Below are 24,821 nucleotides of genomic sequence, written 5' to 3'. Positions count from 1 at the left end.
ATTGATTCAGGCGCGCTGGGCGCGGGCTGTATGGCCAAGCGCGACGAACACCGTGCGCACGATGCCGGCGGCATCAAGCCCGGCATCGGCATACATCTTTTCCGGCTTGGCGTGGTCGGTGAACGCGTCGGGCAGCACCAGCGGGCGTACCTTCAGGCCACTTTCAAGCAAGCCCTCATGGGCGAGGAACTGCAACACATGGCTGGCGAAGCCGCCGACGGCGCCCTCTTCCACCGTCACCAGAACCTCGTGCGAGCGGGCCAGCCGGCGGATCAGATCCTCATCGAGCGGCTTGGCGAAACGGGCATCGGCGACCGTGGTGGAAAGCCCGGCCGCGCCAAGCTCCTCGGCGGCGATCAGGCAATCCTGCAGCCGCGTGCCGAAGGACAGGAGTGCCACCTTGGTGCCTTCCCTGACGATACGGCCCTTGCCGATTTCGAGCACCGCGCCGCGCTCCGGCATGTCGACGCCGACGCCGTTGCCACGCGGATAGCGGAAGGCGATCGGGCCGTCATCATAGCTTGCCGCGGTGCGCACCATGTGGCGCAGTTCCGCCTCGTCTGCTGCTGCCATCACCACGAAACCGGGCAAGGTTGCCAGGAAGGTGGTGTCAAAGGCGCCGCAATGGGTGGCGCCATCGGCGCCGACGAAGCCGGCGCGGTCGATGGGAAAGCGCACCGGTAGTTTCTGGATCGCGACGTCGTGGACGACCTGGTCGTAGGCGCGCTGCAGGAAGGTCGAATAGATCCCGGCGAACGGCTTGTAACCTTCGGTGGCGAGGCCGGCGGCGAAGGTCACCGCGTGCTGTTCGGCGATGCCGACATCGAAGATGCGCGTGGGAAATGCTTCACCGAACAGGTCGAGGCCGGTGCCGCTCGGCATGGCTGCGGTGACGGCGACGATGCGGTCATCCTCGCGGCCCTCCTGGACCAGGCTTTCGGCGAACACCTTGGTGTAGGCTGGCGCGTTGGCCGGCGCCTTGGCCTGCGCACCGGTGATGACATCGAATTTGTTGACACCGTGATACTTGTCGGCGGCGGCTTCGGCCGGCGCGTAGCCCTTGCCCTTCTGGGTGACGACATGGATCAGCACCGGGCCTTCGCCATTGTCGCGGACGTTCTTCAGGACCGGGATCAGATGCTCGAGATTGTGACCGTCGATCGGGCCGATGTGATAGAAGCCGAGCTCCTCGAACAGCGTGCCGCCGGTGACGTAGCCGCGTGCATGCTCGACCGCCCGGGTGATCGCACGGTCGGCACGCTTGCCGAGATAAGAGGTCAGTTTCTTGCCGAAGTCGCGCAGGCCGACATAGGTCTTGCCCGAGGCCAGACGCGCCAGATAGGCGCTCATCGCACCGGTCGGCGGCGCAATCGACATGTCGTTGTCGTTGAGGATGACGATGAGCCGGGCATCGAGCGCGCCGGCATTGTTCATCGCCTCGTAGGCCATGCCGGCCGACATGGCACCATCGCCGATAACGGCGATGACATTGTTGCGGCCGCCGGAGAGATCGCGGGCGGCGGCCATGCCAAGGCCGGCCGATATCGATGTCGAGGAGTGAGCGGCGCCGAACGGATCGTACTCGCTCTCGGCGCGGCGGGTGAAGCCGGACAGGCCCCCTTCCTGGCGCAAGGTGCGGATACGATCGCGACGGCCGGTCAGGATCTTGTGCGGATAGGCCTGGTGGCCGACATCCCAGATCAGCCGGTCATCCGGGGTGTTGAAGACATAGTGCAGCGCGACCGTCAGCTCGACCACGCCAAGGCCGGCGCCAAGATGGCCGCCGGTGTGGGACACCGCGTCGATCAGTTCGGCACGAAGCTCGGATGCCAGTTGCGGCAATTCGCTCTCGGCAAGCGTGCGCAGGTCGGCCGGGATGCGGACCTTGTCGAGAAGGGGCGTATGCGGCGTTGCGTTCAAGGGTAGGCCTACTCAGGCTTTCTGTTCATGGGCGGGATAGGCCGGCCGCCGGCGAAAGTAAATGCGTGTCTGTGACGCGGATCAGGCTTTAGGTCCCAAAACCCGGCCACTTTTGGGCGACATGCATCAGCTTTCCGGCAACGGGATGAATTCTTCCTCATCTCCGGGAACGATATCGAAGCGGCCGGTCTTCCATTCCTGCTTGGCCTGCTCGATGCGCTCCTTGGAGGACGAGACGAAATTCCACCAAATGTAACGCTTCGAGCCGAGCGAGGCGCCGCCGAACAGCATGAAATGGGCGCCGCCTTCCGACGATACGACGATCTCGTCGCCTGGCCGGAACACCAGCAGTCGCTCGGCTGGAAAAACATCGCCTGAAATCGAAACGTCGCCTTCGAGCGTGTAGATGGCGCGCTCTTCCGCATCGGCCGGGATTTTCACGCTGGCGCCCGGAGCCCGGCGCCATCCTAAGGTCGGCATAAAGCGTCTCGGAGTGAGCCCTCACCGGCGACCGCAGTCCCTGGAAGTCGCCGATGACGACGCGACCGCTGACGCCTTCGGCATCGATCTCGGGGAGCCGCAAGGCAGCGGTGTTCTCGAAAACCGGAGCCACTTCCTCCTTGCCGTCCGGCAGTGCCAGCCATGTCTGCAGGCCGGAGACCGACATCGGCGCGCCACGCAATTCCTCCGGCGTGCGCTCGGAATGGACGATGCCGCGGCCAGCGGTCATCAAATTCACGTCGCCGGGCTGGATGACCATTTCGGTGCCGAGTGAATCGCGATGCCTGATCTTGCCGTCGAACAGATAGGTCACCGTCGACAGCCCGATATGCGGATGCGGACGGACATCGAGCGCCTGGCCCGCGCGCAGGATCGCCGGGCCCATGCGGTCGAAGAAGATGAAAGGCCCGACGAGCCGCCTTTTGGCGGTCGGCAATGCGCGGCGTACCTGGAAACCGCCAATGTCCTTGGCGTTCGGAATGACCATCAGCTCGATCTGGTCGCTGGCAAAGGCGTCGCCGACTTCAGGGTCTTTCCCGGGGAAGAAGCTCATGGACTCTCCTTGTCAGCGGCCGTCGCTGGTTGTCGGATCAGGCAAAACGGATCGCCGATTTTGCCCGCGCCTTGGCGGCCACCTCTTCGCGATTGCGAGGATGCTGATGGGTTTCGAGGGAATCGAGAAGCTCACGCGCCGATGCCGCGATGGCTTCGACCGCATGATCGAAGGCGTGCTGGTTCTGCTTCGAAGGTCGCGTCGTTCCGCTCAATTTGCGGACAAACTGAAGTGCGGCGTCGCGCACCTCGTCATTGGTTGCCGGCGGATCAAAATTGAACAGGGTCTTGATGTTTCTGCACATCGTTTCCGAACCTCCTCTTGTCCTGAAGCCGTTTCAATCGGGACGGCTACTATCCTCGACCATGATCATGTCCAAAAGCCGGTGAGGCAAGACCATCGTTCGGGAGCATGACTCAGTCGGCGTCGAGCGGCTCCGTTCCAACCGGCTTGCCGTCGCGCGACAGCCTGATCTTCTCGACCTTGTCCTCGGCGGCCTTCAGCAGCCGGTCGCAATGCGCCTTCAGCGCCTCGCCGCGCTCATAGATCCTGATCGACTGGTCGAGCGGCACGTCGCCACGCTCCAGATCATCGACGATCTTTTCCAGCGCATCGAGTGCCTGCTCGAAGCTCATCGCCTTGACGTCTTCGTTGGTCTCACCAGCCATCATTCATCCTTTCATCAGTCGCCCGACATGGGCGGCGACCGAAAATGCCAGTCCCTGCAGATCGTAGCCACCCTCTAGCAGGCTGACGAGCCGGTTGCCGCTGTGGCGCGTGGCGCGCTGCATAAGCTGGCCGGTCGCCCAGTCGAAATCATCCTCTGTCAGGTTGATTTCGGCCAGCGGATCGCGATGGTGCGCGTCGAACCCCGCCGAAATGATGATCAGGTCGGGCGCGAAATTGTCGAGCGCCGGCAGGATACGCGACAGCAAGGCATCACGAAAAACCTCGCTGCCGGTCTGCGGCGCCAGCGGCGCGTTGACGATGTTGCCGGCGCCGGTTTCGCTCTTCGCCCCGGTGCCGGGATAAAGCGGCATCTGGTGCGTCGAGCAATAGAGCACCGACGGATCGTCCCAGAAAATGTCCTGCGTGCCGTTGCCGTGATGCACGTCCCAGTCGACGACCGCAACGCGCTCGACGCCATGTTTCTTCTGCGCGTAGCGCGCGGCGATCGCCGCCGTGTTGAAGAGGCAGAAGCCCATGGCCGTGGTTTTTTCGGCATGGTGGCCGGGCGGCCGTGCGGCGACGAAGACATTGTCGGCGCGGCCGGCAAAGACATCGTCTACGGCGGCGTTGGCGGCGCCGATCGCGGTTATGGCCGCTTGCCAGCTCTTCGGGCTGACTGACGTGTCGGCGTCGATGCGGGCGATGCCCTCGTCGGGAATGGCGGCGCGGACGCGGGCGACGAAATCGGCGGGATGCGCGTAGAGAATGGTGGCCTCGTCGCCTTCAGGCGCCTTGATGCGATCGAGCCCGACAAAAGCCTCATCGTCGAGCACCCGTTCGATGGCGCGCAACCGGTCCGGCCGCTCGGGGTGACCGGGCGGCGTGATGTGTTCAAGGAAGATCGGATGGGTATAGAGACGTGTGGCCATCCTCCCTATCTAGTGCCCCGACGTCGCGATGGCCATGCGTTGTGGCCTGATGGCTGGGGAAAATCACACATGCGTCCATCGGTGTCGCTGCAGGCATTGGCGTCGTCAGCGCTTCGGCGTAAGGTCGCTGCCACTGCCTGGTGCCCGCCGCAAGCGGGAGAATCGGGAACACGGTTGAACTCCGTGGCGTGCCCAACGCTGTAAGGGGGACCGCGCCGGTAAATGCCACTGTCGATGACGGGAAGGCACCGGACGCGGGTTGATCCCGAGCCAGAAGACCGGCCTGGCAGGCATCGTCATCCGCATGGTCAGGCGGATGAAATGGATTGCAATCGCAAGGGGACACGCGATGCCGGAACACATGACCGCCTCTGTTGGCGACGGATTTGACCAGAATGCGCGCGATGCGGTCTATCGCGCCATGTTCACGCGGCGCGACGTGCGTAGCCATTTCCTGCCAACCGCGCTCGACGATGAGGTGCTGGCGCGGCTGCTGCTTGCAGCTCACCATGCGCCCTCGGTCGGCTTCATGCAGCCTTGGAATTTCATAGTTATTCGCGATGCCGAGCGACGGGAAAAAGTGCGTGACCTGTTCCTGGCGGCGCGTGAACAGGAACTGCCGGCCATCGCGGAAGAGCGACAGGCGCTTTACCGCAAGCTCAAGCTGGAAGGCATCTGCGAAAGCGCGCTCAACATCTGCATCACCTGCGACCGGCAGCGCTCGAAGGGTTCGCCACTGGGGCGCTGGCACAATCCGGAGATGGACCTCTACAGCACGGTCTGCGCGGTGCAGAATTTCTGGCTGGCGGCGCGCGCCGAGGGTGTCGGAGTCGGCTGGGTCAGCATCATCGAGGCGCAGGCATTGAAAAGCCTGCTGTCAATTCCCGAGCATGTGACGCCGGTCGCCTATCTCTGCGTCGGTCGAGTTTCTGAGTTCGCGCCAAAGCCGGACCTCGAAGCACATGGCTGGGGCCGCCGCTTGCCACTGCCGGAACTGATCATGAGCGAGACCTTTTGCGGACAAGGTGAAGCGTCGCTCAAATCGACCGTGGCGCGCCTCAACGGCTTCGATGCCGCGCCGGCGACCACTGCCGATCAGCGCGTCGCGCCGGCCGTGCCCCAGCGCGAACCGCCGAAGGAGGCCAGCGCCTTGTCCTTGAGTTCCCTGAACTTCGACGACGCCTCGGCCAGCCGGGCGTCCCAGGCGGGATCGGGCACCTGGCCCTCGATGGTCCTGAAATAGACCTGCATCAGGCAGGCGATGGCGAAGGGTTCGATGAACGCCGCCTTGAAGGCCCAGGCGAAGACGATGGCGAGCACGAAGGCCCAGCCGGCAAGCTGCCCGGGCATGAGGAAAAGAATTGCGCCGGCAGGCGCCAGCATCAGCAGGACGATGACAAACGAGACGCCCCACATGATGACCGCCAGCCAAACGGCGTTCTTGACCATGATCTTGCCGTTCTGGGCATAGAGCACGACGCCTTGCCGCGCCGTCTCGAACGGCGAGGCTGAATTGATGCGGATGTTGTAGCCGAGGATGATCTCGTCGACATAGGTCAACGACAGGCGGATCACCGTGTTGACGAAGCTGACCAAGCCGCTCAAGCCCGGGATCGGCAGGAAGGCGGCGATGCCGCCGAGCAGCCCGGTGATGGCGCGAATGGCGCCCTTGACCAGCTGGTCAACGACGAAAAGGATGTTGGCCTCGGCAAAACGCTGGGTCACGATGTCCTTGGCATAGGCAATCTGGTCCTGGCCGTCGGGAATGTCGCGGCCGTCGACCAGATGGACCATGACGGCGATATGGCCGGCCTTGACGACATAAAGGATGTATTCGCGGATCCAGTAGACGGCGATCAAGACGATGCCGAAGCCGACCACACCGCCCCACAGGGCAAAGGACAACGGCCCGTCGGGATCGGTGGAGATATGGCCAATGCCGTAGCCAACGGAGGCGCCCGTGCCGGTCGCCACGATATAGGCCAGCGTGATGCCGAAATAGACGATCATGCGGAAGACGATGAAGGGCCAGGTCCGCATCATGATGGACACCGACCTGCCGATATCGAAATCCCACATGCCCCGAATCTCCGCTCAGAGATGGCGCGAGAGGATGCGCTGAAACCGGCTGTTGTCAATCGTGGGAGTGGCGCGCCAGACCAGCAATGGGGATTTCAGGCCGGCTGCGAATCCTGCTTCTTGAGCAAGCCTTCGAGCAACTGCTTGAAGGCCGCCACCACCTTCTTCGACGTCGCTTCGGGGTCGCTCGAATTGGCGATCCGCTGCGCTGCCTGGCTGCTCGCCCCGTTGATCAGCCGCGAGGCGGTCTCGGGGTCGAGGCTGGGAACGACCACGCCCTCCTCCTGCAGCCTGGTCAGATGATCGGTCATTGAACCGACACATGCATTGGCATTTGGCCATTGTGCAGGATCCCCCAGCACGGCCGGGCCATCCCGGAACATGATGCGCTGGATTTCCGGCTCCAACGCCATCTCGATATAGGTCGTGCATTCGTCGACGAAATGCTGCCAGCGGGTCGGTGCTCTCGACGCCACTTCGTTCACGCGCGCCGCCATCTCACCGTCGATTTCGGCGATGACCGCCTGCAGCAAGCCCTTCTTGTCGCCGAAGTGATGATAGAGTGCGCCGCGCGTCAGCCCGGCCGATGCGGTGAAATCATCCATCGACGACTGGGCATAGCCGATCGTGCCGAAGGCGTGGCGGGCGGCCGCGATCAGCTTGGCGCGCGTCTCGGCAATCATCTCCTTGCGAGGTTTGTGCATGGCTTCTGGACCTACTAACATACGCTTCGTATGCCAATTGACATACGCGGCGTATGATCTATCTAACAATCATACGCATCGTATGTAATTGTCGAATCCGTCTTTGTCGAGGAACCGGACCATGCAAAATCCCTATTCGGAGATTTTTCGCGCCCCTGGCGCCAAGGGCTTTGCAGCAGCGGGCTTCATGGCGCGGCTGCCGATCGCGATGGCGCCAATCGGCATCGTGGCGATGCTGTCGCAGACGCGTGGCGAATACTGGCTGGCCGGCGCGGTCTCCGCGACATTCGCGCTGGCCAACGCTTTCGTGGCGCCACAAATATCAAGGCTTGTCGATCGCCTTGGCCAGACGCGGATCGTCGTGCCCACCACGATCATCTCGGTGCTCGCTTTCGCCGTCCTGATTGCTGCGGCCAACCAGGACTGGCCGGTATGGATGCTGTTCGTGTCGGCGCTGCTGGCGGCGGCGATGCCCAGCATCCCGGCAATGGTGCGCGCTCGCTGGACCGAGATTTTTCGCGGACGGCCAGAGATGAACACCGCATTCGCCTTCGAGTCGGCGGCGGACGAGCTGGTCTACATTGCCGGCGCATCGCTGTCGGTCGGCCTGAGTGCCGCCCTGTTCCCGGAAGCGGGAATGCTGGCCAGCACGCTGTTTCTCGCCTTCGGCTCGACGGCGTTCATCCTGCAGCGTTCGACCGAGCCGCAAGTGCGGCCGGTGGAACACGGCTCGCGCGGCTCGGCAATCCGACTGCGGCCGGTACAGATCATCACCTTTGCCCTGATCTTTATCGGCGCGACCTTCGCGACGACGGAAGTGAGCACCGTGGCGATCACCAAGGAACTTGGCCAGCCTGGCGCCGCAAGCCTCGTCATCGGTGTCTACGCGCTGGGATCGTTCGTGCTCGGCATCATCGTCGGCGCGCTCAACCTGAAAGCACCGCTGCAACGCCAGCTTGCCGTCGCAATCGCCATCATCGCGCTCAGCACCTTGCTGCCGCTCACCGCCGGCACGGTGCCGCTGCTGGCGTTGACCGTGTTCGTCAGCGGCGTGGCGATCTCGCCGACCTTCATCACGGCGTTCGGCCTGATCGAACGGCATGTGCCGGAGGCGATGCTGACCGAGGGCATCACCTGGGTGACCACCGGGATCGGCATCGGCATGGCGCTGGGCTCGTTCGCCGCCGGCTCGGTGGTGGATGCGTTCGGCGCCCAGAACGGATTCTGGGTGTCGGTTGCGGCCGGCACGATCGCACTGGTCACCGTGTTGCTTGGTCACCGCAGCCTGGCCACGCCTGAATGCGACCTGGATGGCTGCGAAGCAGCCGTCGTTCCCGCCGGATGATCCCCGAAGCGCCTGGTTTCAAACAGACTGGGCTCTATCCCCAGCGGTTGCCCTTCAGAGAATCTCGGTCTTGGCGATGTGGATGCCAAAGCCCTCGAGACCGACATAGTGCCGTTCGCGCGAAGCGATCAGATTGATCGAGGAAATGCCGAGATCCTTGAGGATCTGCGCACCGAGGCCGATTTCGCGCCATTCGTTCTCACGGCGGCGCGCCTCGTCATGATCCTCTCGGTCGCCGCTCGCCGGCCGCTTGCGCTCCTGATGGGCGACGCCGACCGAGCCCTCGCGCAGATAGACGATGACGCCACGCCTGCGCTCGCCCATCGCCTTCATGATGCCGTCGAGCCGGTGGCTGGTGCCGAACACGTCGGTCACCACATCCTCGGAATGCAGGCGCACCGGCACCTCCTCGCCGTCGCGGATGTCGCCGAAGACAATGGCGACGTGATGCATGGGGTCCCAGGGCAGCGTGTAGGTGAAGACCTGCGCCTTGCCGCCGAGCGTGTCGATTTCCGAGCAAGCCACGCGTTCGACCAGCGTTTCCTTGCGTTGCCGGTAGGCAATGAGGTCGGCGACCGAAACCTGTTTGAGACCATGCTCTTCGGCAAAGGCCGAGACCTGCGGGCCACGCTTGACGGTGCCGTCGTCATTGACCAGTTCCGAAATGACGCCGACCGGTGCCAGACCGGCGAGCTTGCACAGATCGACCGCGGCTTCGGTATGACCCGAGCGCATCAGCACGCCGCCCTCGCGCGCGATCAGCGGAAAGATGTGGCCGGGGCGGACGAAATCCGAGCCGCCGACATTGCCGTTGGCGAGATTGCGCACGGTGAGCGTGCGGTCCTCGGCCGAAATGCCTGTTGTCGTGCCGTGCTTGAAATCGACGCTGACGGTGAAGGCAGTGGTGTGGGCGGAATCATTGTCGGCCACCATCGGCGCCAGGTTGAGCCGCTTGGCCTCCTCGCGCGGCATCGGCGTGCAGACGATGCCGGAGGTGTGACGGATGATGAACGCCATCTTCTCCGGCGTGCAATGGACGGCGGCGACGATCAGGTCACCCTCGTTCTCGCGTCCATCATCGTCCATGACAACGACGATCTCGCCGCGCTCGAAAGCGCGCAGGGCTTCGACGATTTTCTTCTGGTCGTAAGGCATGGGCGCTCGTTTCACTCGCAGGGAAATAAGGGAGTAGGGCAGTACGGGAGTAGGGAAAAGGAAAAAATGGCTGTCTCGGGTGGGTAGCGTAACATATTCCCCTACTGCCCTACTCCCCTCCCCGTCTGTCCGCGATGACGCAGATAGTGATCGGCAATGGCGCAGGCAACCATCGCCTCGCCGATCGGCACGGCGCGGATGCCGACGCAGGGATCGTGACGGCCCTTGGTCATGATCTCGACGTCGTTGCCGTCCCTGTCGATCGACTTTCGCGGCGTCAGGATCGACGAGGTCGGCTTGACGGCGAAACGGGCGATGATCGCCTGGCCGGTCGAGATGCCGCCGAGGATACCGCCGGCATTGTTGGACAGGAACACCGGCTTGCCGTCATTGCCCATGCGCATCTCGTCGGCATTCTGCTCGCCGGTGATGCGGGCGGCCTCGAAACCGTTGCCGATCTCGACGCCCTTGACGGCGTTGATCGACATCAGGCCGGAGGCAATGTCCTGGTCGAGCTTGGCGTAGATCGGCGCGCCGAGGCCGGCGGGAACGCCGTCGGCAACAATCTCGATCACCGCGCCGACCGAGGACCCCGCCTTGCGGATGCCATCGAGGTACTGGGTAAAGACGGGAACGGACGCCGGATCGGGAGTGAAGAACGGATTTTCCGCGTCACCGATGAAGTTCCAGTTCCAGTTCGCGCGGTCGATGGACTTTTCGCCCATCGACACCAGCGCGCCGCGCACCACCATGCCAGGCACCACCTTGCGGGCGAGGGCCCCGGCCGCGACGCGTGCCGCCGTCTCGCGGGCCGAGGAGCGGCCGCCGCCGCGATAATCGCGCAGGCCGTATTTGACGTCATAGGTGTAGTCGGCATGGCCCGGCCGGTATTGGCGGGCTATCTCGCCATAGTCCTTCGAGCGCTGGTCGACGTTCTCGATCAGCATCGAGACCGGCGTGCCGGTGGTGATCATCGTCTCGCCGTCCTCGTCGAAGATGAAGCCCGACAGCACTTTCACTTCATCGGGTTCGCGGCGCTGGGTGACGAAGCGTGACTGGCCCGGCCGGCGCTTGTCGAGCTCGGCCTGGATGTCTCGCAGAGTGAAGCGGATGCCGGGCGGACAGCCGTCGACCACACAGCCGAGTGCGGCGCCGTGGCTTTCGCCCCAGGTGGTGACGCGGAAAAGGTGGCCGAACGTGTTGTGAGACATGAAATGACCCTGCCCGGCATCGGAGCCAGCTTAGCACATGACCCGAAAAACGAAGCCGTTCTCGCAAGGGATCATACGCAAATCAAAAAGTGCCACAGCGTCCTCCGCGCACCCAGGAGGACGCTCGGCGCCGTGGCCTGCCTTCTATTGGCGTTTTTCACAGTGGTCAAACTGTGATCTGGCGGATTTAGTTTTGACACATTCGGTTGGTTTCTGCTCTCTTCCATTCGCCTGCCGCCGCCCATGCCGGTGCAATGATAACGAGGAACGATTATGCGTACCCTGATTGGCGCCGTAGCCGCTACGCTGCTGCTTTCCACCGCCGCTTTCGCCGGCCAGACCGAAGGCCTGATCAAGAAGATCGACAAGGACACGGCGACGCTGACGCTGGATGACGGCAAGTCCTACAAGCTGAATGCCGAGACAGACCTCGACTCGCTGAAGCCGGGCATGGATGTCGTCATCGCTTACGATGAGACCAATGGCGAAAACATCGTCACCGACATGCAATTGCCCGACACCGAATAAGCGCCTTCCGGCCCCGCACGGCGCGCTTGCCAACRCCGTCCGTTGGTAGCAATCTCAGCGCGCAGATCCAGATGCGAGCGGGGACCGAACAATGTGCAGCGACTGCGAAGGCGAAGGGGTCGACCGCAGGAATTTCCTCAAGGTCGGCGCGGCGGGGTTCGTTGCGATCGGTCTTGGTGGAGCTTCGTGGCCTGCGCGTGCGGCAGAGAGTGCTGCGCCGGCATCGTCCCCTGATGCAGCGCTCGCCGCGCTGAAATCCGGCAACGAGCGCTATGTCAGCGACCCGGAACTGTGCTCGATCGACCTTGCCGGGCAGCGGAAGGCTGTCGCCGGGCATCAGGCGCCTTGGGCCACCATCATCAGTTGCGCCGACAGTCGCGTTCCGCCCGAGTTGATCTTCGGCGGCCAAGGCGTTGGAGAGCTATTCGTCGCCCGGAATGCCGGCAACCTCGCCGACACTGCGACGCTCGGCACGGTCGAATACGGCGCGGCGGTGCTCGGCTCGCCATTGATCGTCGTCCTCGCGCACACAAGCTGCGGTGCCGTCAAGGCGGCTTGCGACGTGGTCACCAAGAACTCGACCTATCCGGGCGCGATCGGCCCGATGATCGAACCGATCCTGCCTGCGGCGATCGCGGCGCGGAGCGAGGCAGGCGATTTCGTCGACAACACCGCCAAGGAGAGCGCGCGCAGGACTGTGCGGCGCCTGGCTGCTTCAAGCAAGCTCCTGGCCGATCTCACCGGGGCCGGGAAGCTGAAGATCGTCGCGGCAATCTATGATCTTGAAACGGGTGTGGTGACCTACATCGAATGACACGTTCATCGGAACGACCGGGTCAAGTGTTGGGAGCCTTCCAAACCCTGGGATGAACAAGCGTCCTGGCTAGGACTGCGACAGCCACTCAAGCCGGTCACCCTGCAGCCTGAGCACGCGGTCCTGCGGTATCTCCAGGTTGGCTGCCTCGTCCTCCGCCACCCCGAGCACGAAGCGAAACAGAGCCCGCATGACCCCGCCGTGCGTCACGCAGATCGTCTGGCGTTGGATTGCGTCGAACCAGGGCTTCACCCGTTCGAGCAGCATCTGGTAACTCTCCGCGTCCTCGCCGGGCGGCTGAAAGTTCCATTTGTCCAGCGCGCGTGTCCGGCGCGCGCCTGGATACCGCGTCTTGAGCTCGGCATAGGTGAAACCCTGCCAATCGCCGAAATTGACTTCGACCAGGCGAGGATCGGTTCGATAGGCATCCGGATCGAGCTTCATCGCGGCGCGGATGCGCTGCATCGTCTCGCGCGTCCGCTTCATTGGGCTGGCGACGAAATCGAAATCCGCGGGATTTTGCACCAACTCGGCCAGCCGATGACCGTTTCCGGTCGCCTGCTCGCGGCCAAGCGCATTGAGGTCGGTGTCGGCCTGCCCCTGAAGCCGGGATTCGGCGTTCCACGCGGTCTGGCCGTGGCGCACGATATAAACCAGCGGGTACATCAGGTCTTCCGGTACGGGGTCGGGACGGACGACGGTTGGTGGACGTTAATCCTTGACCGTCGAAATATCCGGCGCGTCGACCGCCTTCATGCCGACCACGTGGTAGCCTGAATCGACGTGATGCACTTCACCGGTGACGCCGCGTGACAGATCGGACAGGAAATAGACGCCGGAATCACCGACTTCCTCCTGCGTCACCGTTTGCTTCAGCGGCGAATTGTATTCGTTCCACTTCAGGATGTAGCGGAAGTCGCCGATGCCGGATGCCGCAAGCGTCTTGATCGGGCCCGCGGAAATGGCGTTGACGCGGATCTTCTTGGCGCCGAGGTCGACCGCGAGATAACGCACGCTGGCCTCAAGCGCCGCCTTGGCGACACCCATGACGTTGTAGTGCGGCATGACCTTTTCGGCACCATAATAGGTCAGCGTCAGCAGCGAGCCACCATTGCTCATCAGCGCCTCTGCGCGTTTGGCGATGGTGGTGAAGGAATAGACCGAAATGTCCATGGTGCGCAGGAAATTGTCGCGCGTCGTCTCGACGTAACGGCCGGTCAGCTCGTCCTTGTCAGAAAAAGCGATGGCGTGGACGAGAAAATCAAGCTTGCCCCAATGCCTGGCGACATTGGCGAAAACCTCGTCCAGGCTGGCCGGATCGGTGACGTCGCAATGTCCAGCGACATATGCGCCAAGTTCGGCCGCCAGCGGCTCGACACGCTTCTTGAACGCCTCGCCCTGGTAGGTGAGCGCGATCTCGGCGCCATGGTCGACACACGCCTTGGCGATGCCATAGGCGATCGATCTGTTGTTGGCGACGCCAAGAATAAGGCCGCGCTTGCCGGCCATAAGGCCCTGTCCACCCGCCATGTCAGCGCTCTCCGCAAGATTTTTCAGCTTTGTGGAGTGCCCTATCGCACAGGCACACTGCCCCTTCAAGCGTTCAAACCGGACAGTTCGGGGGACAAAAGCCGCCAATCAGCCTTTTTGGCTGCGCAGCAGCGCTTCGAGCGCGCTATCGCCGCCTTCCGGCAGCATGATCCGCACATGGGCGTAGAGATCGCCATGGCCGCCGGCTTTCTCCGGCAGGCCCCTGCCCTTCAGCCGCAGCACCTTGTCCGAGTTCGACCAGGCGGGAACGTTGACCGCGAGCTTGCCGGTCGGCGTCTCGACCGGCACCTTGGCGCCGAGCACCGCATCCGCCAGCGTCACCGGCAGATCGGCATGCAGGTCGCGGCCCTCGATGCGGTAGCGCGGATGCCGGCGCAGATGGACCTTGACCAGCGCATCGCCCGGCTGGCCCGGCCCTTGCTCGCCCTGCCCCTTCAGCCGGATGGTCTGGCCATCCTCGACATAGGCCGGCAGCTTGACTGCCACCTTGCGGCCGTCGGGGAACATCGCCGTCACCTTTTCGGCGGTTGCCGCCTCCTCGATGGTGACGTCGAGCGTCACGTTCAGGTCGGCAGCGGTCGCCGGCTGGCGGCGGTCGCCCGCGCCGGGGCCGCGCGCGCCCGAAAAGGCGTCGCCGAAAATCTGGCTGAAAATATCGCTGTTGCCATCGAACGGATCACCGCCCGGACGGCCGGAGCGGAATTCGAAGCGCGAGCCGCCGGCCCCTTGCTGCCGGCGAAACCCGCCAAAGGGATCGCCGCCACCAGCGGCACCCTCAAAGCCCTGGAAACGCGGCTTGCCGTCAGCATCGATCTCGCCGCGATCGAACGCGGCCCGATTCTTCTCGTCGCCGACGATCTCGTAAGCCTGGTTGGCCGCGGCAAAACGGTCCTTCGCCTTGGGATCATTCGGATTCTGGTCCGGATGATGCTTCTTGGCGAGTTTCCGGTACGCCGATTTTATGTCCTTGGCCGATGCGTTCTTGGCAACGCCCAGCACCTCATAGGGGTCGCGCATGCTTACTGCCCTGGAAAAGGAGTGAGTCTCTGGTTGCCCCCTATATGCGCTCGCATAGGAAGAAATTCCAGTGGCCGAGCAGCATATCAAAAACGGAAAATCAGAGCGCCTTGAAGTCCTGCATGTGCCAGCCGCCGGCGCTGGCCAGGCAAAGTTCGCCTTCGAACATGGCAACGCCATCAAAGCTCTCGCGCGAGGCCCTGAAACGGCGGCATGTCTGGCCCTTGTCCTTTAATTCCGCCAGTTCGGTGATGGAGCCTCGCGACCCGGTGCCGGCATTCGCCCACGGCACGGCCTGCCCGCCGAGCTGCTCGATATCGGCCGAGGACACCGCATTGCCGATCGTCGTCTGGTCGGAGTCGCGATCCGAACTGACCGGCGCGGAGGGGACGGACGTGCTGCTGGTCAGGATCGAGCGGTCGACTTCTGCTTTTTCCAGGCTGAAGCCACCCGCGCCGCAGGCGGCAAGCGGCAGAGCGATCATCATGATCGCGGCTTTGGCGCTGGCTGAAGCAATTAGGCCGCTTTGCCTGCTGTCAAAAGCTTGCGCGATACGCGACAATCTGCAACCTCCCCCGCCTCGTAACGATTTGAGAAAAACTATGAGTGACACAGAGTTAACAAGCAGTGACTTTACCGAGGCGGCGGAGCCGTTTCGCCTCTTTGCCGCATGGCTGGAGAACGCCACCAAGAGCGAAATGAACGACCCAAACGGCGTGGCGCTGGCGACCGTCGATGCCGACGGCATGCCGGATGTGCGAATGGTTCTGCTCAAGGGGTTCGATGAAGGCGGGTTTGTGTTCTACACGAATTTCGAGAGCGCCAAAGGCCAGGAGATTCTTGGCAACATGAAGGCGGCGATGTGCTTCCATTGGAAGTCGCTGCGGCGTCAGGTGCGCATTCGCGGCCCGGTGGAGATCGTCAGCGACGCCGAAGCCGACGCCTACTACGCGACGCGACCGCGCGGCAGCCGTATCGGCGCCTGGGCCTCGAAACAGTCGCGGCCGCTGGAAAGCCGCTTTGCGCTGGAAAAGGCGGTGGCCGAATACACGGCGCGCTATCCGATCGGCGAAATTCCACGGCCAAAGCATTGGTCGGGCTTCCGCATCGTGCCCACAACCATCGAGTTCTGGCATGACCGGCCGTTCCGGCTACATGACCGGGTGGTCTTTTCGCGTGATGCAAAAGGCGGTTGGGACAACACGAGGCTTTATCCCTAAAGGGAGGTTCAGGCCTTCTTCCTGGTCATGAACGCCGTGAGCGCGGCGCGCGCCTCGTCTGATTTCAGCCGTTCGCGAAAATGTTCGCTTTCCTCGCCTATGCGGGCGAGGAGGTCGTCGCGCGAGCCGCGCATCAGGTCGCGCGCAATCTTCAAGGCCTGCGGTGGCTTGGCCGCGATCTGGCCGGCCGCCGTCAGCACCGAGGCCTCCAGCGCGTCTTCCTCGACCACATCGTAGATCAGGCGGGCGGCCTTCGCGCGTTCGGCCGAAAAGCCCTCGCCGAGGCCGAGCAGCGCGAAAGCTGCCTGCTGTCCCAGGATGCGCGGCGCCAACAGGCTGGAGCCCGCTTCGGGCACCAGGCCGAGATCGACGAAAGGCGTCCTGAACACGGTGCGCGGCGTGGCGAAGGTCAGGTCGCAATGCAGGTTGAGCGTCGTGCCGATGCCGACCGCGATGCCGTCGACGCCGGAGACGATGGGTTTCTCGACCCTGGCCAGCGCCATCAGGAAGTCCCAGACCTCGGTGCCGCCGTCGCCACCGGTGGCAACGACCATGAAATCGGCAAGGTCGTTGCCGGAGGAGAAGGCGCCAGGCACGCCCAGGAAGACATGGACGCGGATCGCCGGGTTGCCATCACCTTCTGCCAGAGCAGCCGACATTTTTGCATACATGGCGCGCGTCAAGGCGTTCTTCTTGTCGGGGCGGTTCATGCGGATGATCTGGATGGCGCCCTGGCGCTCGACGAGGATATGGTCTGTCACGGGTTTTTCCTTGTGAACGTCAGGCAGAGATGAGCGCCTTGCCGGCAGCGGCGAGGCTTTCGGCGCCATCGACAACGCGGTCCTTCAGGGCACTGACCTCACCGAGCAGGTTTTCGGCGAAGAAGCGGCAAAGCGCGATACGGCCCTGATCGGCAAGCGCGCCCTGCGCCAGATAGGCCCCGCCGGCAGCCAGCGAGATCAGCTTGAGATAGGGCGTAGCACCCGCCAGCGCCTCGTCCGACCGGCCATCGGCGGACCGTTTTTGCAGGAAGCGGGTCGCTTCGCTGAGCTCACCGAGGGCCTTGTCGAGAGCATCGGCGGTGCGGCCGAAACCCTCGAGATTCGATGTCCGCACGGCATTGGCGACCGCCGCCAGTTCGTCGATGAAGCCATGCACGTGTTCGCCGCCGCCGAGCGGCAGCTTGCGCGTGACCAGATCGATCGCCTGGATGCCGTTGGTTCCCTCATAGATCGGTGCGATGCGCGCATCACGATAGAATGCCGCCGCGCCGGTCTCCTCGATGAAGCCCATTCCGCCATGCACCTGGAGGCCGAGCGAGGCAACCTCGACGCCGACATCGGTCGAAAAAGCCTTGGCCAGCGGCGTCAGCAGATTGGCGCGGTCGCGCCAATGCGCCGCCTCATCGCCGGCCGATACGCGTGCCAGGTCGATGGCATGGGCGCAGCAGTAGCTGATGGCGCGGGCCGTCTGCGTCAGCGCCTTCATGGTCAGGAGAGTGCGCTGCACATCGGGATGATGGACGATCGGCGCCATGCCGGCGCCGGCGTAGCTTGCCGCCTTGCCTTGCCGGCGCTCATTGGCATAAGCGATCGCCTTCTGCGTGGCGGCTTCCGCGACCGCGACACCCTGCATGCCGACGGAAAGGCGGGCGTTGTTCATCATGGTGAACATGCAGGCCAGGCCCTTGTTCTCCTCGCCGATCAGCCAGCCGATGGCGCCAGGCGCAGCGCCCCCGAAGCCATCGCCATAGATCATGGTGCAGGTCGGCGAGGCGTGGATGCCGAGCTTGTGCTCCAGGCCGGAGCAGAAGACGTCGTTGCGCGTGCCCAGCGATCCATCGTCGCCAACCAGGAATTTCGGCACCAGGAACAGCGATATGCCGCGCGTGCCGGCCGGGGCATCGGGCAGCCGCGCCAAAACCAGATGGATGATGTTGTCGGTAAAGTCGTGCTCGCCATAGGTGATGAAGATCTTCTGGCCGAAGATGCGGTACGTGCCATCACCCACCGGCTCGGCGCGGGCGCGCAAGGCAGCGAGATCCGAGCCGGCCTGCGGCTCGGTCAGGTTCATCGTGCCCATCCATTCGCCGGAGACGAGCTTTTCGAGATATTTCGACTTGAGTGCCTCAGAGGCGTGCTTGTCGAGCGCCTCGACCGCGCCCATGGTCAGCGTCGGGCCGATGCCGAAGGCCATGGCGGCGGAGTTCCACATTTCGAGCGCTGCGACGCCAAGCATGGTCGGCAACGCCTGGCCGCCATACTCCTCGGGTCCGGACAGCGCATTCCAGCCGCCGTCGATCCAGCGGCGATAGAGTTCCTTCCAGCCGCGCGGCGTGGTGACGGTTGCGTCCTTCAGCACCGCACCTTGCTCATCGCCGATCTTGTAGAGCGGCGCGACTTCGTCGGTGGCGAAGCGGCCGGCCTCGCCAAGAACGGCATCGACCAGATCCTCGCCGAGATCGCCGAACATGCCGGCATCAAGGGCGGACTTGAGACCAGCCACGTGCTTGAGCGTGAAAGCGATATCCTCGACCGGTGCCCGATACATGACCGCTCCCTCCTCCTGATATAGGCCCACCGATCCTAGGACCCGCACTGCCGCAAAACCATCTGCCTTTCAGCGGCGGCCTCCCATCTTCTTTTTACGTAAACGTCAAACTTTGTCACGTGGATTTTGCAATCGCGCCGACACGTATTAGATTCTATCGACGCCAGATCAAGTCGACCGGCGACAGACCGAACCAACAGGCCGGAACCACCCATGCTTGCCAGACCTGATGCCTATCGCTGCATCGAATGCGGCCTGCCCTATCGCGCGGCAGGGTTCTCGTACCATCAGGGCAGACTGGAAAACGGCGCCGCCTACTGGTCGGATCGCGGCATATTATGCTCGCCGCAATGCTCCCTCGCACACCACCGCAAACGCGCCGCCGAGGGCACGCTGCCGCAAGAGCCGGCGCCAGACCCGTTTGAATTTCAGCCACTCATCAGACGATAGCTTTGCCGGCGCCAGCCCTGCGGAAGCATTTCCTTAACCATGACGGTCCAGGATTTGTCTTGGTTAACGGGGATTCCCTGTTTGAAAACGCCGGCGCATCTTCTACGCCGCTCAGCGATCGCTCTCACGGCGATGATGGCGCTGATATCAGCGGCAAAAGCCTCGGATTTTTCCGAGCCGTGGAAGAACGCTGACCGCGCCCTGGTCGTCGACGCCTACGAGTACAATTCCATTGACTGGGCCCAACTCGCCACCGACAAGCGGATCGTGGGCTTCATCAACAAGGCATCCGACGGCATGCCGCCACCCTATTTCTGTTTCGGCGACGACACCGAGGTGAAGCTCTGCAAGGCGCTGTGGAAACGCCACGCGGTGACGCGCGAACTGTTCCAGACACGCAAGGTGGTTGCCAAGGCGCTCGGCCTGAAATGGGGCGCCTATCACCTCGCCCGCCCCGGCAATCCGGTCGAACAGGCCAATAATTTCCTCGATTTCGCCGAACCCGCGCCGGACGATCTGCTGGCTCTCGACATTGAAGGCAATGATCCTTCGCAGTGGATGTCGCTCGAAGATGCCGAGGAGTTCGTGCGCCAGGTGCATCGGCGCATCGGCCGCTTCCCTGTGCTCTACTCCAATGGCAAGACGGCCCAATACATTGCCGACAACAGCTACAGATACCGGCTCTTGTCGCGGTTGCCGCTCTGGTATGCCCGGTACAAGCCCGACATCGACATGCATTTTCCGATGGGCAACTGGCAGGGCTACGCGCTGTGGCAGTTCTCGGCGCAAGCCAATTGCGGCCGGCTCCGCTGCCCTTACAGGGTCGCCGGCACGCCCAAGGACATCGACGTCAATGTCGCGCCGACGGACGCCGCCACGCTGCGCGCGCAATGGCCTTTCGGTGGTCTCATCGACGTGCCGCCTGACTATCTCGCCTCGATACCGTTGCCGGTGTCACGCGAAGCCGGCCTCGCCGGCAATGTCACGATCACCTACGCGTCGGTGGCGGCGCCGCCGACCTTCGAGGATATGGTCGCGGCGCTGGGCACGCGCTGGACGAAATTCCGCGACGGATTCCGCATGCCTGTCGTGAAGACCGTGCCGCAGCGGCCGACTTTCGGCATTGTCCAATATGTCGCCTGGAAGCGGACCGAACAGCGTTCGCCGTTGCAACTCGACGCCGCCTTTGCCGCCGCCGATCCGCTCAGCACCGCTTCGACCGAGATCGATCGCGGTTTGCGATAAGCTACCGTCGCAGAACTTCAGCCTGCCTGCTCGCGTGCCACGGCCTGCCAGCCAATGTCGCGGCGACAGAATCCGTGCGGCCAATCGATCCGGTCGAGCGCGGCATAGGCGCGTTTCTGCGCCTCGCCGACCGTAGCGCCTGATGCCGTGACGTTGAGGACGCGGCCGCCATTGGCAACCAGCGCGCCGCCGTTTATGGCCGTGCCGGCATGGAATATCTGGACGCCGTCGGCCGCCGCGTCTTCGACGCCGCGGATGACCGATCCCTTTTCCGGCGTGCCTGGATAGCCCCTGGCCGCCATCACCACTGTCAGTGCGGCCTCGTCGCGCCAGCGCACCGAAGTGTGTGCAAGCTGGCCGTCGGTTGCCGCATTGAGCAGGACCAGCAGATCGTCCTTCAGCCGCATCATCAGCACCTGGCATTCCGGGTCGCCGAAACGGGTATTGTATTCGATCAGCTTCGGTCCCTTGTCAGTGATCATCAGCCCGGCGAAGAGAATGCCGGCGAAGGGCGCCCCGAGCTGGGCCATGCCACGCATGGTTGGCTCGATGATCTCGCGCATGGTGCGTTCGATCATCTGCGGCGTCATCACCGGGGCCGGTGAATAGGCGCCCATGCCGCCGGTGTTGGGGCCGACATCGCCGTCGCCGACGCGCTTATGGTCCTGCGCTGTGCCGAAGGGCAGCGCTGTGGTGCCGTCGCAGAGGCAGAAGAAACTTGCCTCCTCGCCGGTCATGAATTCCTCGACCACCACTTCCGCGCCTGCGGCGCCGAAGGACCCGTCGAAACAGGCATCGAGCGCCGCCAGTGCTTCGTCCAGCGTCATGGCGACGGTAACGCCCTTGCCTGCCGCCAGGCCATCTGCCTTGATGACGATCGGTGCGCCGGTCTTTTCGACATAGGCCTTGGCGGACGCCAGATCGCCAAAACGGCCATAGGCGGCTGTGGGGATGTCGTATCTGGCGCAGAGATCCTTGGTGAACCCTTTCGAGCCCTCCAGCCGAGCGGCGGCCCTGGAGGGTCCGAAGACGCGAATGCCTTGCGCACGCAGATCGTCGGCGATGCCGGCGACCAACGGCCCTTCCGGGCCAACCACGACGAGGTCGATCTTCTTGTCCTTGCAGAAGGCGGCAACGGCTTCGTGATCGGTAATGTCCAGCTTCACCAACTCGGCCTCGCCGCCGATGCCCGGATTGCCGGGAGCCGCATAGAGCTTTGTCAACAACGGCGACGCGGCGATCTTCCAGGCGAGCGCATGTTCGCGGCCGCCGGAGCCGAGAAGAAGAACGTTCATGGCCACCTCGTGATGCCTATTAACCTGCAGAGCACCCGCTATTGCTCTCTGCACGATGGGTCAAGGCATCAGGGTGCTTTGATCGGAATTGCGCACGGGAACGTTACCCTGCCGAAGATCGGCGGCGCACACCGCCGCCGATCTTCTGGCAAGTCCCTTCAGCCTTGGAAGACGATCGGAAACCAGTCCTCGCGCAGCCTCTGACCCGGCTGCATGCCATGGCCATGATAGGGCGGCGAGGTGCGTCCCGGCCGCTCGACATAACGCGCATCGTCGCCGACCCAACGCAGCGACAGCGCCCGGCGCCGCGCCGAGGTCATGTTGCCACGCGCGCCATGCGCGGTCCTGAAGTCGAACAGGATGGCGTCGCCCGGTTCCATTTCCCATTCGAGCACCTTCATCGACGGGTCCTTGTCCGGGTCCGGCACCGGCAGATAGTCGCCGTCACCGGCATAGAAATTGCTGTCGTCGAGCCAGCGCACCGGCAGGATCATCTTGTCCCATTTGTGCGAGCCGGCGATCAGGCGCAGCGTCGCCTCCTTCACCGGATCGATGGGGATCCAGAAGCTCACCGTCTGCTGGCCATCAACGAAGTAGTACGGGATGTCCTGGTGCCAGGGCGTCGGCTTCTGCGTGCCGGGTTCCTTGACCAGGACGTGATCGTGGAAGAACTGCGCGGTGCGCGACTGCATGACCGCCGCTGCCAGTTCGGCAGCGGGCGAATCCCGCACCACGCTGACGAATTCGGGAATGCGCTCCCAGTTGCAATAATCATCGAAGAAACTGCCGCGGCCATTGGCGATATCAGATGCGGTGGCGCTGCGGTTCTGCATGTTGCGCTCGATGCCGGCGGCAATCGTGTCGACCCAACCCTTGAAAGCACCGCGGATGCAAACCGCACCGTCGCGCTGGTAATCGGCGATCGTCTTTGCGTCGATGACCTGGGCGTCGATTGTCTGGGTCTCAGTCTGGGAAGCCATCGCGTTCTCCTCTTGGAATGACCGACTATCGCAACCCGCTTTCATTCAGTAAAATAATAACTTCTCATTTGATATATAGGATTACTCTATGAATGTGACTCTCACGCAGCTGCGTTATCTGGTTGCCGTTGCGCGTCATGGCAGCGTCACCGGCGCCGCGAAAATGCTGAACGTTTCGCAGCCTTCGATTTCGGTGGCCATCGACGCCGTCGAAAAGAATTTCGGCCAGAAGCTGTTCGTCCGCCAGCGGGGCAGCGGCGTGTCGCCGACCTCGTTCGGCCGGGCTGTCGTGGCAAAGGCGAGACAGGTTCTCACCGAAACGGACGAACTCGTTGGCCTGGGTTCAAGCAAATCGGCTGTCGGCGGTGAACTGGTGCTGGGATGTTTCGAGGACCTGGCGCCTTTCTTTGCGCCGGCCCTGATCCGCGCCTTCTCCGAACGCTATCCGGCCGTGAAAATTGTCGTTCGCGACGAGACGTTCCAAACGCTCGGGCGGCGGCTCGGCGACGCCGCCATCGATCTCGGCCTCACCTACGACCTCAGCCTGCCGACACATTTTGCCCGCATCCTGCTGCGCGAACTTCGGCCGCATGCGCTGTTGCCGGCAGGCCATGCCCTTGCGGATCGTTCCGAGGTCAGCCTTGCGGATCTGGCCGCCTATCCGCTGATCACGACAGACCAGCCGCACAGCTGGCAGCACATGCTCGACCTGTTCCGCAGCCGCGGTCTCTCCCCGGTGGCGGACACAACGACGAGTTCGTTCGAACTCCAGCGCAGCATGGTCGCCAATGGCTTCGGCGTCGCCGTCAGCTACACCCGCCCGCATGGCGACCGCAGCTATGACGGCCTGCCGCTGATCTGCAAGCCGCTGTCCGATCCGCTGCCCATGCAGCGGATCCTGCTCACCTATGACACGCACCAGCGCGTCTCCAATGCGGCGCTGGCGTTCATCGAGGTCGCGAAGGATTGGTTCGCCTCTCATGACATCTTCGCGTCCGCAAGCGAGACTGCTTGACGGCCTTCCAGTCTGCTGCCAATCCAGCAGCATGGAACCGATCCAGTCGAAAGCGGCCCAGGGCCGTGTCGCCGATGCACCGAACGGCCATTGGGTCTATCGCGTGCTGCCGCGCTCGATATGGCCCTATGCGCAGCTTGCCCGGTGGGACAGGCCGATCGGCTGGCAATTGCTTTTGTGGCCGTGCTGGTGGTCGGCGGCACTTGCGGCGAGCGCCTATCCGCGTCCCGGCGATCCGCTGCTCTCGCTGCTGCCGGCGCCATTGTATCTCGTGCTGTTCCTGATCGGCGCCATCGCCATGCGCGGCGCCGGCTGCACCTACAACGACCTCGTCGACGAGGACATCGACAACAAGGTCGAGCGGACCCGGTCGCGGCCGCTGCCGTCGGGCAAAACCACGCGCCGGCGGGCATGGGTGTTTCTTGTCCTGCAGGCGCTGATCGGCCTGGTGGTGCTCATACAGTTCAACAGTTTCGCTATTCTGCTCGGCATCTGCTCGCTGGCCATCGTCGCCGTCTATCCGTTCATGAAGCGGATAACCAACTGGCCGCAACTGGTTCTCGGCCTTGCTTTTTCCTGGGGTGCACTGATGGGATGGGCGGTCGAGTTCGGCGATCTCGATGGGCCCGCCATCATGCTCTATATCGGCTCTATCCTGTGGGTGATCGGCTACGACACGATCTATGCGCATCAGGACAAGGAAGATGACGCCATTGTCGGCGTACGCTCGACGGCACGGCTGTTCGGCGACAACACCAAGTCATGGCTTGTCGGGCTCTATGGCGGCACGCTGGTTTGCTTCGCCATCGCCTTCGCGTCGGCTCAGGCTCCGGTGGTGGCGCTGGCCGGGCTGATCGCCGCCGGCGCCCATATGGCGCGGCAGATCGCCGTGCTGGATATCGACAATCCGGACCAGTGCCTGCGGCTGTTCCGTTCGAACAACCAGGTCGGCTGGCTGATCTTCCTTGGCCTGATCGGCGGCGCAGTGTGGGTGGCATTGAAGCCGCTGGTTTAGCGGCTTCGCTTTAGAGTACCCCAGGTGGACTGCTCGCCCGGCCCTTCGCAGGCTCAGGGCGTTCGAAGCTCGAAA

Annotated in this window: 24 protein-coding genes, 2 pseudogenes and 1 riboswitch; of the genes and pseudogenes, 9 read left to right on the top strand and 17 right to left on the bottom strand. The window is 63.5% G+C overall.

Going from position 1 to position 24,821, the window contains the following annotated elements; translation table 11 throughout:
• Positions 1–6: 6 nt before the first annotated feature.
• The 5 genes and pseudogenes from dxs to AC1D0I_RS07440 all read right to left on the bottom strand — a co-directional run bounded on the left by dxs (position 7) and on the right by AC1D0I_RS07440 (position 4,572).
• On the bottom strand, positions 7–1,920 hold the full coding sequence (gene dxs / locus AC1D0I_RS07460; RefSeq protein ID WP_477394097.1) for a 1-deoxy-D-xylulose-5-phosphate synthase: 1,914 nt from the start codon (positions 1,918–1,920) through the stop codon (positions 7–9).
• A 126-nt stretch (positions 1,921–2,046) separates the two neighbouring features.
• Positions 2,047–2,974: pseudogene (locus AC1D0I_RS07455) on the bottom strand (pirin family protein).
• A gap of 37 nt (positions 2,975–3,011) precedes the next feature.
• Complete coding sequence (locus tag AC1D0I_RS07450) at positions 3,012–3,278, bottom strand: DUF2277 domain-containing protein (RefSeq protein WP_095091923.1); 267 nt, start codon at positions 3,276–3,278, stop codon at positions 3,012–3,014.
• 112 nt (positions 3,279–3,390) lie between these two features.
• A complete protein-coding gene (locus AC1D0I_RS07445) occupies positions 3,391–3,642 on the bottom strand; it encodes an exodeoxyribonuclease VII small subunit (RefSeq protein ID WP_013532792.1) in 252 nt (83 codons plus the stop codon).
• A 3-nt stretch (positions 3,643–3,645) separates the two neighbouring features.
• Positions 3,646–4,572 (bottom strand): histone deacetylase family protein, encoded by a 927-nt coding sequence (locus tag AC1D0I_RS07440; RefSeq protein WP_457153175.1) that lies wholly within the window; start codon positions 4,570–4,572, stop codon positions 3,646–3,648.
• 121 nt (positions 4,573–4,693) lie between these two features.
• A riboswitch (cobalamin riboswitch) is annotated at positions 4,694–4,873 on the top strand.
• Between the two features lie 3 nt (positions 4,874–4,876).
• Here AC1D0I_RS07440 and bluB point away from each other — a divergent pair.
• Positions 4,877–5,551: pseudogene (bluB, locus tag AC1D0I_RS07435) on the top strand (5,6-dimethylbenzimidazole synthase); the annotation flags it as partial.
• A gap of 116 nt (positions 5,552–5,667) precedes the next feature.
• Here the strand turns inward: bluB and AC1D0I_RS07430 are convergent.
• Both AC1D0I_RS07430 and AC1D0I_RS07425 read right to left on the bottom strand, forming a co-directional pair.
• Positions 5,668–6,651 carry a hypothetical protein gene (locus tag AC1D0I_RS07430; RefSeq protein ID WP_477394095.1) on the bottom strand — a complete coding sequence of 328 codons (984 nt, stop codon included), beginning with the start codon at positions 6,649–6,651 and terminating at the stop codon, positions 5,668–5,670.
• Positions 6,652–6,746: 95 nt separating this feature from the next.
• Entirely contained in the window at positions 6,747–7,355 is a 609-nt protein-coding gene (locus AC1D0I_RS07425) for a TetR/AcrR family transcriptional regulator (protein WP_457151493.1), read from the bottom strand.
• Positions 7,356–7,476: 121 nt separating this feature from the next.
• Between AC1D0I_RS07425 and AC1D0I_RS07420 the strand changes: the two genes are divergently transcribed.
• Positions 7,477–8,700, top strand: coding sequence for an MFS transporter (locus tag AC1D0I_RS07420; RefSeq protein ID WP_477394093.1), 1,224 nt, complete (start codon positions 7,477–7,479; stop codon positions 8,698–8,700).
• Between the two features lie 54 nt (positions 8,701–8,754).
• Here AC1D0I_RS07420 and ribB read toward each other — a convergent pair whose 3' ends face one another.
• Entirely contained in the window at positions 8,755–9,855 is a 1,101-nt protein-coding gene (ribB, locus tag AC1D0I_RS07415; RefSeq protein WP_477394091.1) for a 3,4-dihydroxy-2-butanone-4-phosphate synthase, read from the bottom strand.
• A gap of 101 nt (positions 9,856–9,956) precedes the next feature.
• A complete protein-coding gene (gene aroC, locus AC1D0I_RS07410; protein ID WP_477394089.1) occupies positions 9,957–11,066 on the bottom strand; it encodes a chorismate synthase in 1,110 nt (369 codons plus the stop codon).
• A gap of 273 nt (positions 11,067–11,339) precedes the next feature.
• Here aroC and AC1D0I_RS07405 point away from each other — a divergent pair, with 273 nt between their 5' ends.
• On the top strand, positions 11,340–11,594 hold the full coding sequence (locus AC1D0I_RS07405; RefSeq protein ID WP_095091917.1) for a DUF1344 domain-containing protein: 255 nt from the start codon (positions 11,340–11,342) through the stop codon (positions 11,592–11,594).
• A gap of 91 nt (positions 11,595–11,685) precedes the next feature.
• Positions 11,686–12,408 (top strand): carbonic anhydrase, encoded by a 723-nt coding sequence (locus tag AC1D0I_RS07400; protein ID WP_477394087.1) that lies wholly within the window; start codon positions 11,686–11,688, stop codon positions 12,406–12,408.
• A 69-nt stretch (positions 12,409–12,477) separates the two neighbouring features.
• Here AC1D0I_RS07400 and AC1D0I_RS07395 read toward each other — a convergent pair whose 3' ends face one another.
• The 4 genes from AC1D0I_RS07395 to AC1D0I_RS07380 form a co-directional block, all read right to left on the bottom strand.
• On the bottom strand, positions 12,478–13,074 hold the full coding sequence (locus tag AC1D0I_RS07395; RefSeq protein WP_477394085.1) for a histidine phosphatase family protein: 597 nt from the start codon (positions 13,072–13,074) through the stop codon (positions 12,478–12,480).
• A gap of 45 nt (positions 13,075–13,119) precedes the next feature.
• Positions 13,120–13,938: an enoyl-ACP reductase FabI gene (gene fabI / locus AC1D0I_RS07390; RefSeq protein ID WP_477394083.1), complete on the bottom strand. Its 819-nt coding sequence runs from the start codon at positions 13,936–13,938 to the stop codon at positions 13,120–13,122.
• Positions 13,939–14,046: 108 nt separating this feature from the next.
• Positions 14,047–14,976 carry a DnaJ C-terminal domain-containing protein gene (locus AC1D0I_RS07385; RefSeq protein ID WP_095091913.1) on the bottom strand — a complete coding sequence of 310 codons (930 nt, stop codon included), beginning with the start codon at positions 14,974–14,976 and terminating at the stop codon, positions 14,047–14,049.
• Positions 14,977–15,076: 100 nt separating this feature from the next.
• Positions 15,077–15,538, bottom strand: a complete 462-nt coding sequence (locus AC1D0I_RS07380; protein WP_457151485.1) for an RT0821/Lpp0805 family surface protein — start codon at positions 15,536–15,538, stop codon at positions 15,077–15,079.
• A 40-nt stretch (positions 15,539–15,578) separates the two neighbouring features.
• Here AC1D0I_RS07380 and pdxH point away from each other — a divergent pair, with 40 nt between their 5' ends.
• Positions 15,579–16,196, top strand: coding sequence for a pyridoxamine 5'-phosphate oxidase (gene pdxH, locus AC1D0I_RS07375; protein ID WP_477394081.1), 618 nt, complete (start codon positions 15,579–15,581; stop codon positions 16,194–16,196).
• 8 nt (positions 16,197–16,204) lie between these two features.
• Here the strand turns inward: pdxH and AC1D0I_RS07370 are convergent, their stop codons facing one another.
• Complete coding sequence (locus AC1D0I_RS07370; RefSeq protein WP_477394079.1) at positions 16,205–16,957, bottom strand: crotonase/enoyl-CoA hydratase family protein; 753 nt, start codon at positions 16,955–16,957, stop codon at positions 16,205–16,207.
• Between the two features lie 19 nt (positions 16,958–16,976).
• The gene (locus tag AC1D0I_RS07365; RefSeq protein WP_477394077.1) at positions 16,977–18,746 is read right to left on the bottom strand and encodes an acyl-CoA dehydrogenase; all 1,770 of its coding nucleotides are present in this window, start codon (positions 18,744–18,746) and stop codon (positions 16,977–16,979) included.
• A 213-nt stretch (positions 18,747–18,959) separates the two neighbouring features.
• Between AC1D0I_RS07365 and AC1D0I_RS07360 the strand changes: the two genes are divergently transcribed.
• Positions 18,960–19,196: a hypothetical protein gene (locus tag AC1D0I_RS07360; protein ID WP_457151481.1), complete on the top strand. Its 237-nt coding sequence runs from the start codon at positions 18,960–18,962 to the stop codon at positions 19,194–19,196.
• 132 nt (positions 19,197–19,328) lie between these two features.
• Entirely contained in the window at positions 19,329–20,441 is a 1,113-nt protein-coding gene (locus AC1D0I_RS07355) for a glycoside hydrolase family 25 protein (RefSeq protein WP_477394223.1), read from the top strand.
• A 17-nt stretch (positions 20,442–20,458) separates the two neighbouring features.
• On the opposite strand, the gene purD is transcribed toward AC1D0I_RS07355, so the two are convergent.
• Positions 20,459–21,736, bottom strand: a complete 1,278-nt coding sequence (gene purD / locus AC1D0I_RS07350; protein WP_477394075.1) for a phosphoribosylamine--glycine ligase — start codon at positions 21,734–21,736, stop codon at positions 20,459–20,461.
• Positions 21,737–21,894: 158 nt separating this feature from the next.
• Positions 21,895–22,716, bottom strand: a complete 822-nt coding sequence (locus tag AC1D0I_RS07345; RefSeq protein ID WP_477394073.1) for a phytanoyl-CoA dioxygenase family protein — start codon at positions 22,714–22,716, stop codon at positions 21,895–21,897.
• 88 nt (positions 22,717–22,804) lie between these two features.
• On the opposite strand from AC1D0I_RS07345, the gene AC1D0I_RS07340 reads away from it, so the two are divergent.
• Together AC1D0I_RS07340 and ubiA are read left to right on the top strand one after the other, a co-directional pair.
• A complete protein-coding gene (locus tag AC1D0I_RS07340) occupies positions 22,805–23,731 on the top strand; it encodes a LysR family transcriptional regulator (RefSeq protein WP_477394071.1) in 927 nt (308 codons plus the stop codon).
• A 31-nt stretch (positions 23,732–23,762) separates the two neighbouring features.
• A complete protein-coding gene (gene ubiA, locus AC1D0I_RS07335; RefSeq protein ID WP_095091905.1) occupies positions 23,763–24,746 on the top strand; it encodes a 4-hydroxybenzoate octaprenyltransferase in 984 nt (327 codons plus the stop codon).
• Positions 24,747–24,821: the final 75 nt, after the last annotated feature.

Source organism: Mesorhizobium sp. P2_D1 (assembly GCF_056404455.1).
The sequence above is the reverse complement of the archived record's forward strand: the minus strand, read 5'-3'. Positions and strand labels throughout refer to the sequence as shown.

What these genes read in the sequence shown, in the direction of transcription:
- AC1D0I_RS07355 (WP_477394223.1), top strand. Translation starts at nt 19,329, where the DNA reads ATGATGGCGCTGATATCAGCGGCAAAAGCCTCGGATTTTTCCGAGCCG.
- AC1D0I_RS07425 (WP_457151493.1), bottom strand. Translation starts at nt 7,355, where the DNA reads ATGCACAAACCTCGCAAGGAGATGATTGCCGAGACGCGCGCCAAGCTG.
- AC1D0I_RS07385 (WP_095091913.1), bottom strand. Translation starts at nt 14,976, where the DNA reads ATGCGCGACCCCTATGAGGTGCTGGGCGTTGCCAAGAACGCATCGGCC.
- AC1D0I_RS07400 (WP_477394087.1), top strand. Translation starts at nt 11,686, where the DNA reads ATGTGCAGCGACTGCGAAGGCGAAGGGGTCGACCGCAGGAATTTCCTC.
- AC1D0I_RS07340 (WP_477394071.1), top strand. Translation starts at nt 22,805, where the DNA reads ATGAATGTGACTCTCACGCAGCTGCGTTATCTGGTTGCCGTTGCGCGT.
- AC1D0I_RS07345 (WP_477394073.1), bottom strand. Translation starts at nt 22,716, where the DNA reads ATGGCTTCCCAGACTGAGACCCAGACAATCGACGCCCAGGTCATCGAC.
- AC1D0I_RS07420 (WP_477394093.1), top strand. Translation starts at nt 7,477, where the DNA reads ATGCAAAATCCCTATTCGGAGATTTTTCGCGCCCCTGGCGCCAAGGGC.
- ribB (WP_477394091.1), bottom strand. Translation starts at nt 9,855, where the DNA reads ATGCCTTACGACCAGAAGAAAATCGTCGAAGCCCTGCGCGCTTTCGAG.
- fabI (WP_477394083.1), bottom strand. Translation starts at nt 13,938, where the DNA reads ATGGCGGGTGGACAGGGCCTTATGGCCGGCAAGCGCGGCCTTATTCTT.
- ubiA (WP_095091905.1), top strand. Translation starts at nt 23,763, where the DNA reads ATGGAACCGATCCAGTCGAAAGCGGCCCAGGGCCGTGTCGCCGATGCA.
- AC1D0I_RS07360 (WP_457151481.1), top strand. Translation starts at nt 18,960, where the DNA reads ATGCTTGCCAGACCTGATGCCTATCGCTGCATCGAATGCGGCCTGCCC.
- AC1D0I_RS07365 (WP_477394077.1), bottom strand. Translation starts at nt 18,746, where the DNA reads ATGTATCGGGCACCGGTCGAGGATATCGCTTTCACGCTCAAGCACGTG.
- aroC (WP_477394089.1), bottom strand. Translation starts at nt 11,066, where the DNA reads ATGTCTCACAACACGTTCGGCCACCTTTTCCGCGTCACCACCTGGGGC.
- AC1D0I_RS07395 (WP_477394085.1), bottom strand. Translation starts at nt 13,074, where the DNA reads ATGTACCCGCTGGTTTATATCGTGCGCCACGGCCAGACCGCGTGGAAC.
- AC1D0I_RS07430 (WP_477394095.1), bottom strand. Translation starts at nt 6,651, where the DNA reads ATGTGGGATTTCGATATCGGCAGGTCGGTGTCCATCATGATGCGGACC.
- AC1D0I_RS07405 (WP_095091917.1), top strand. Translation starts at nt 11,340, where the DNA reads ATGCGTACCCTGATTGGCGCCGTAGCCGCTACGCTGCTGCTTTCCACC.
- pdxH (WP_477394081.1), top strand. Translation starts at nt 15,579, where the DNA reads ATGAGTGACACAGAGTTAACAAGCAGTGACTTTACCGAGGCGGCGGAG.
- AC1D0I_RS07445 (WP_013532792.1), bottom strand. Translation starts at nt 3,642, where the DNA reads ATGGCTGGTGAGACCAACGAAGACGTCAAGGCGATGAGCTTCGAGCAG.
- AC1D0I_RS07450 (WP_095091923.1), bottom strand. Translation starts at nt 3,278, where the DNA reads ATGTGCAGAAACATCAAGACCCTGTTCAATTTTGATCCGCCGGCAACC.
- purD (WP_477394075.1), bottom strand. Translation starts at nt 21,736, where the DNA reads ATGAACGTTCTTCTTCTCGGCTCCGGCGGCCGCGAACATGCGCTCGCC.
- AC1D0I_RS07440 (WP_457153175.1), bottom strand. Translation starts at nt 4,572, where the DNA reads ATGGCCACACGTCTCTATACCCATCCGATCTTCCTTGAACACATCACG.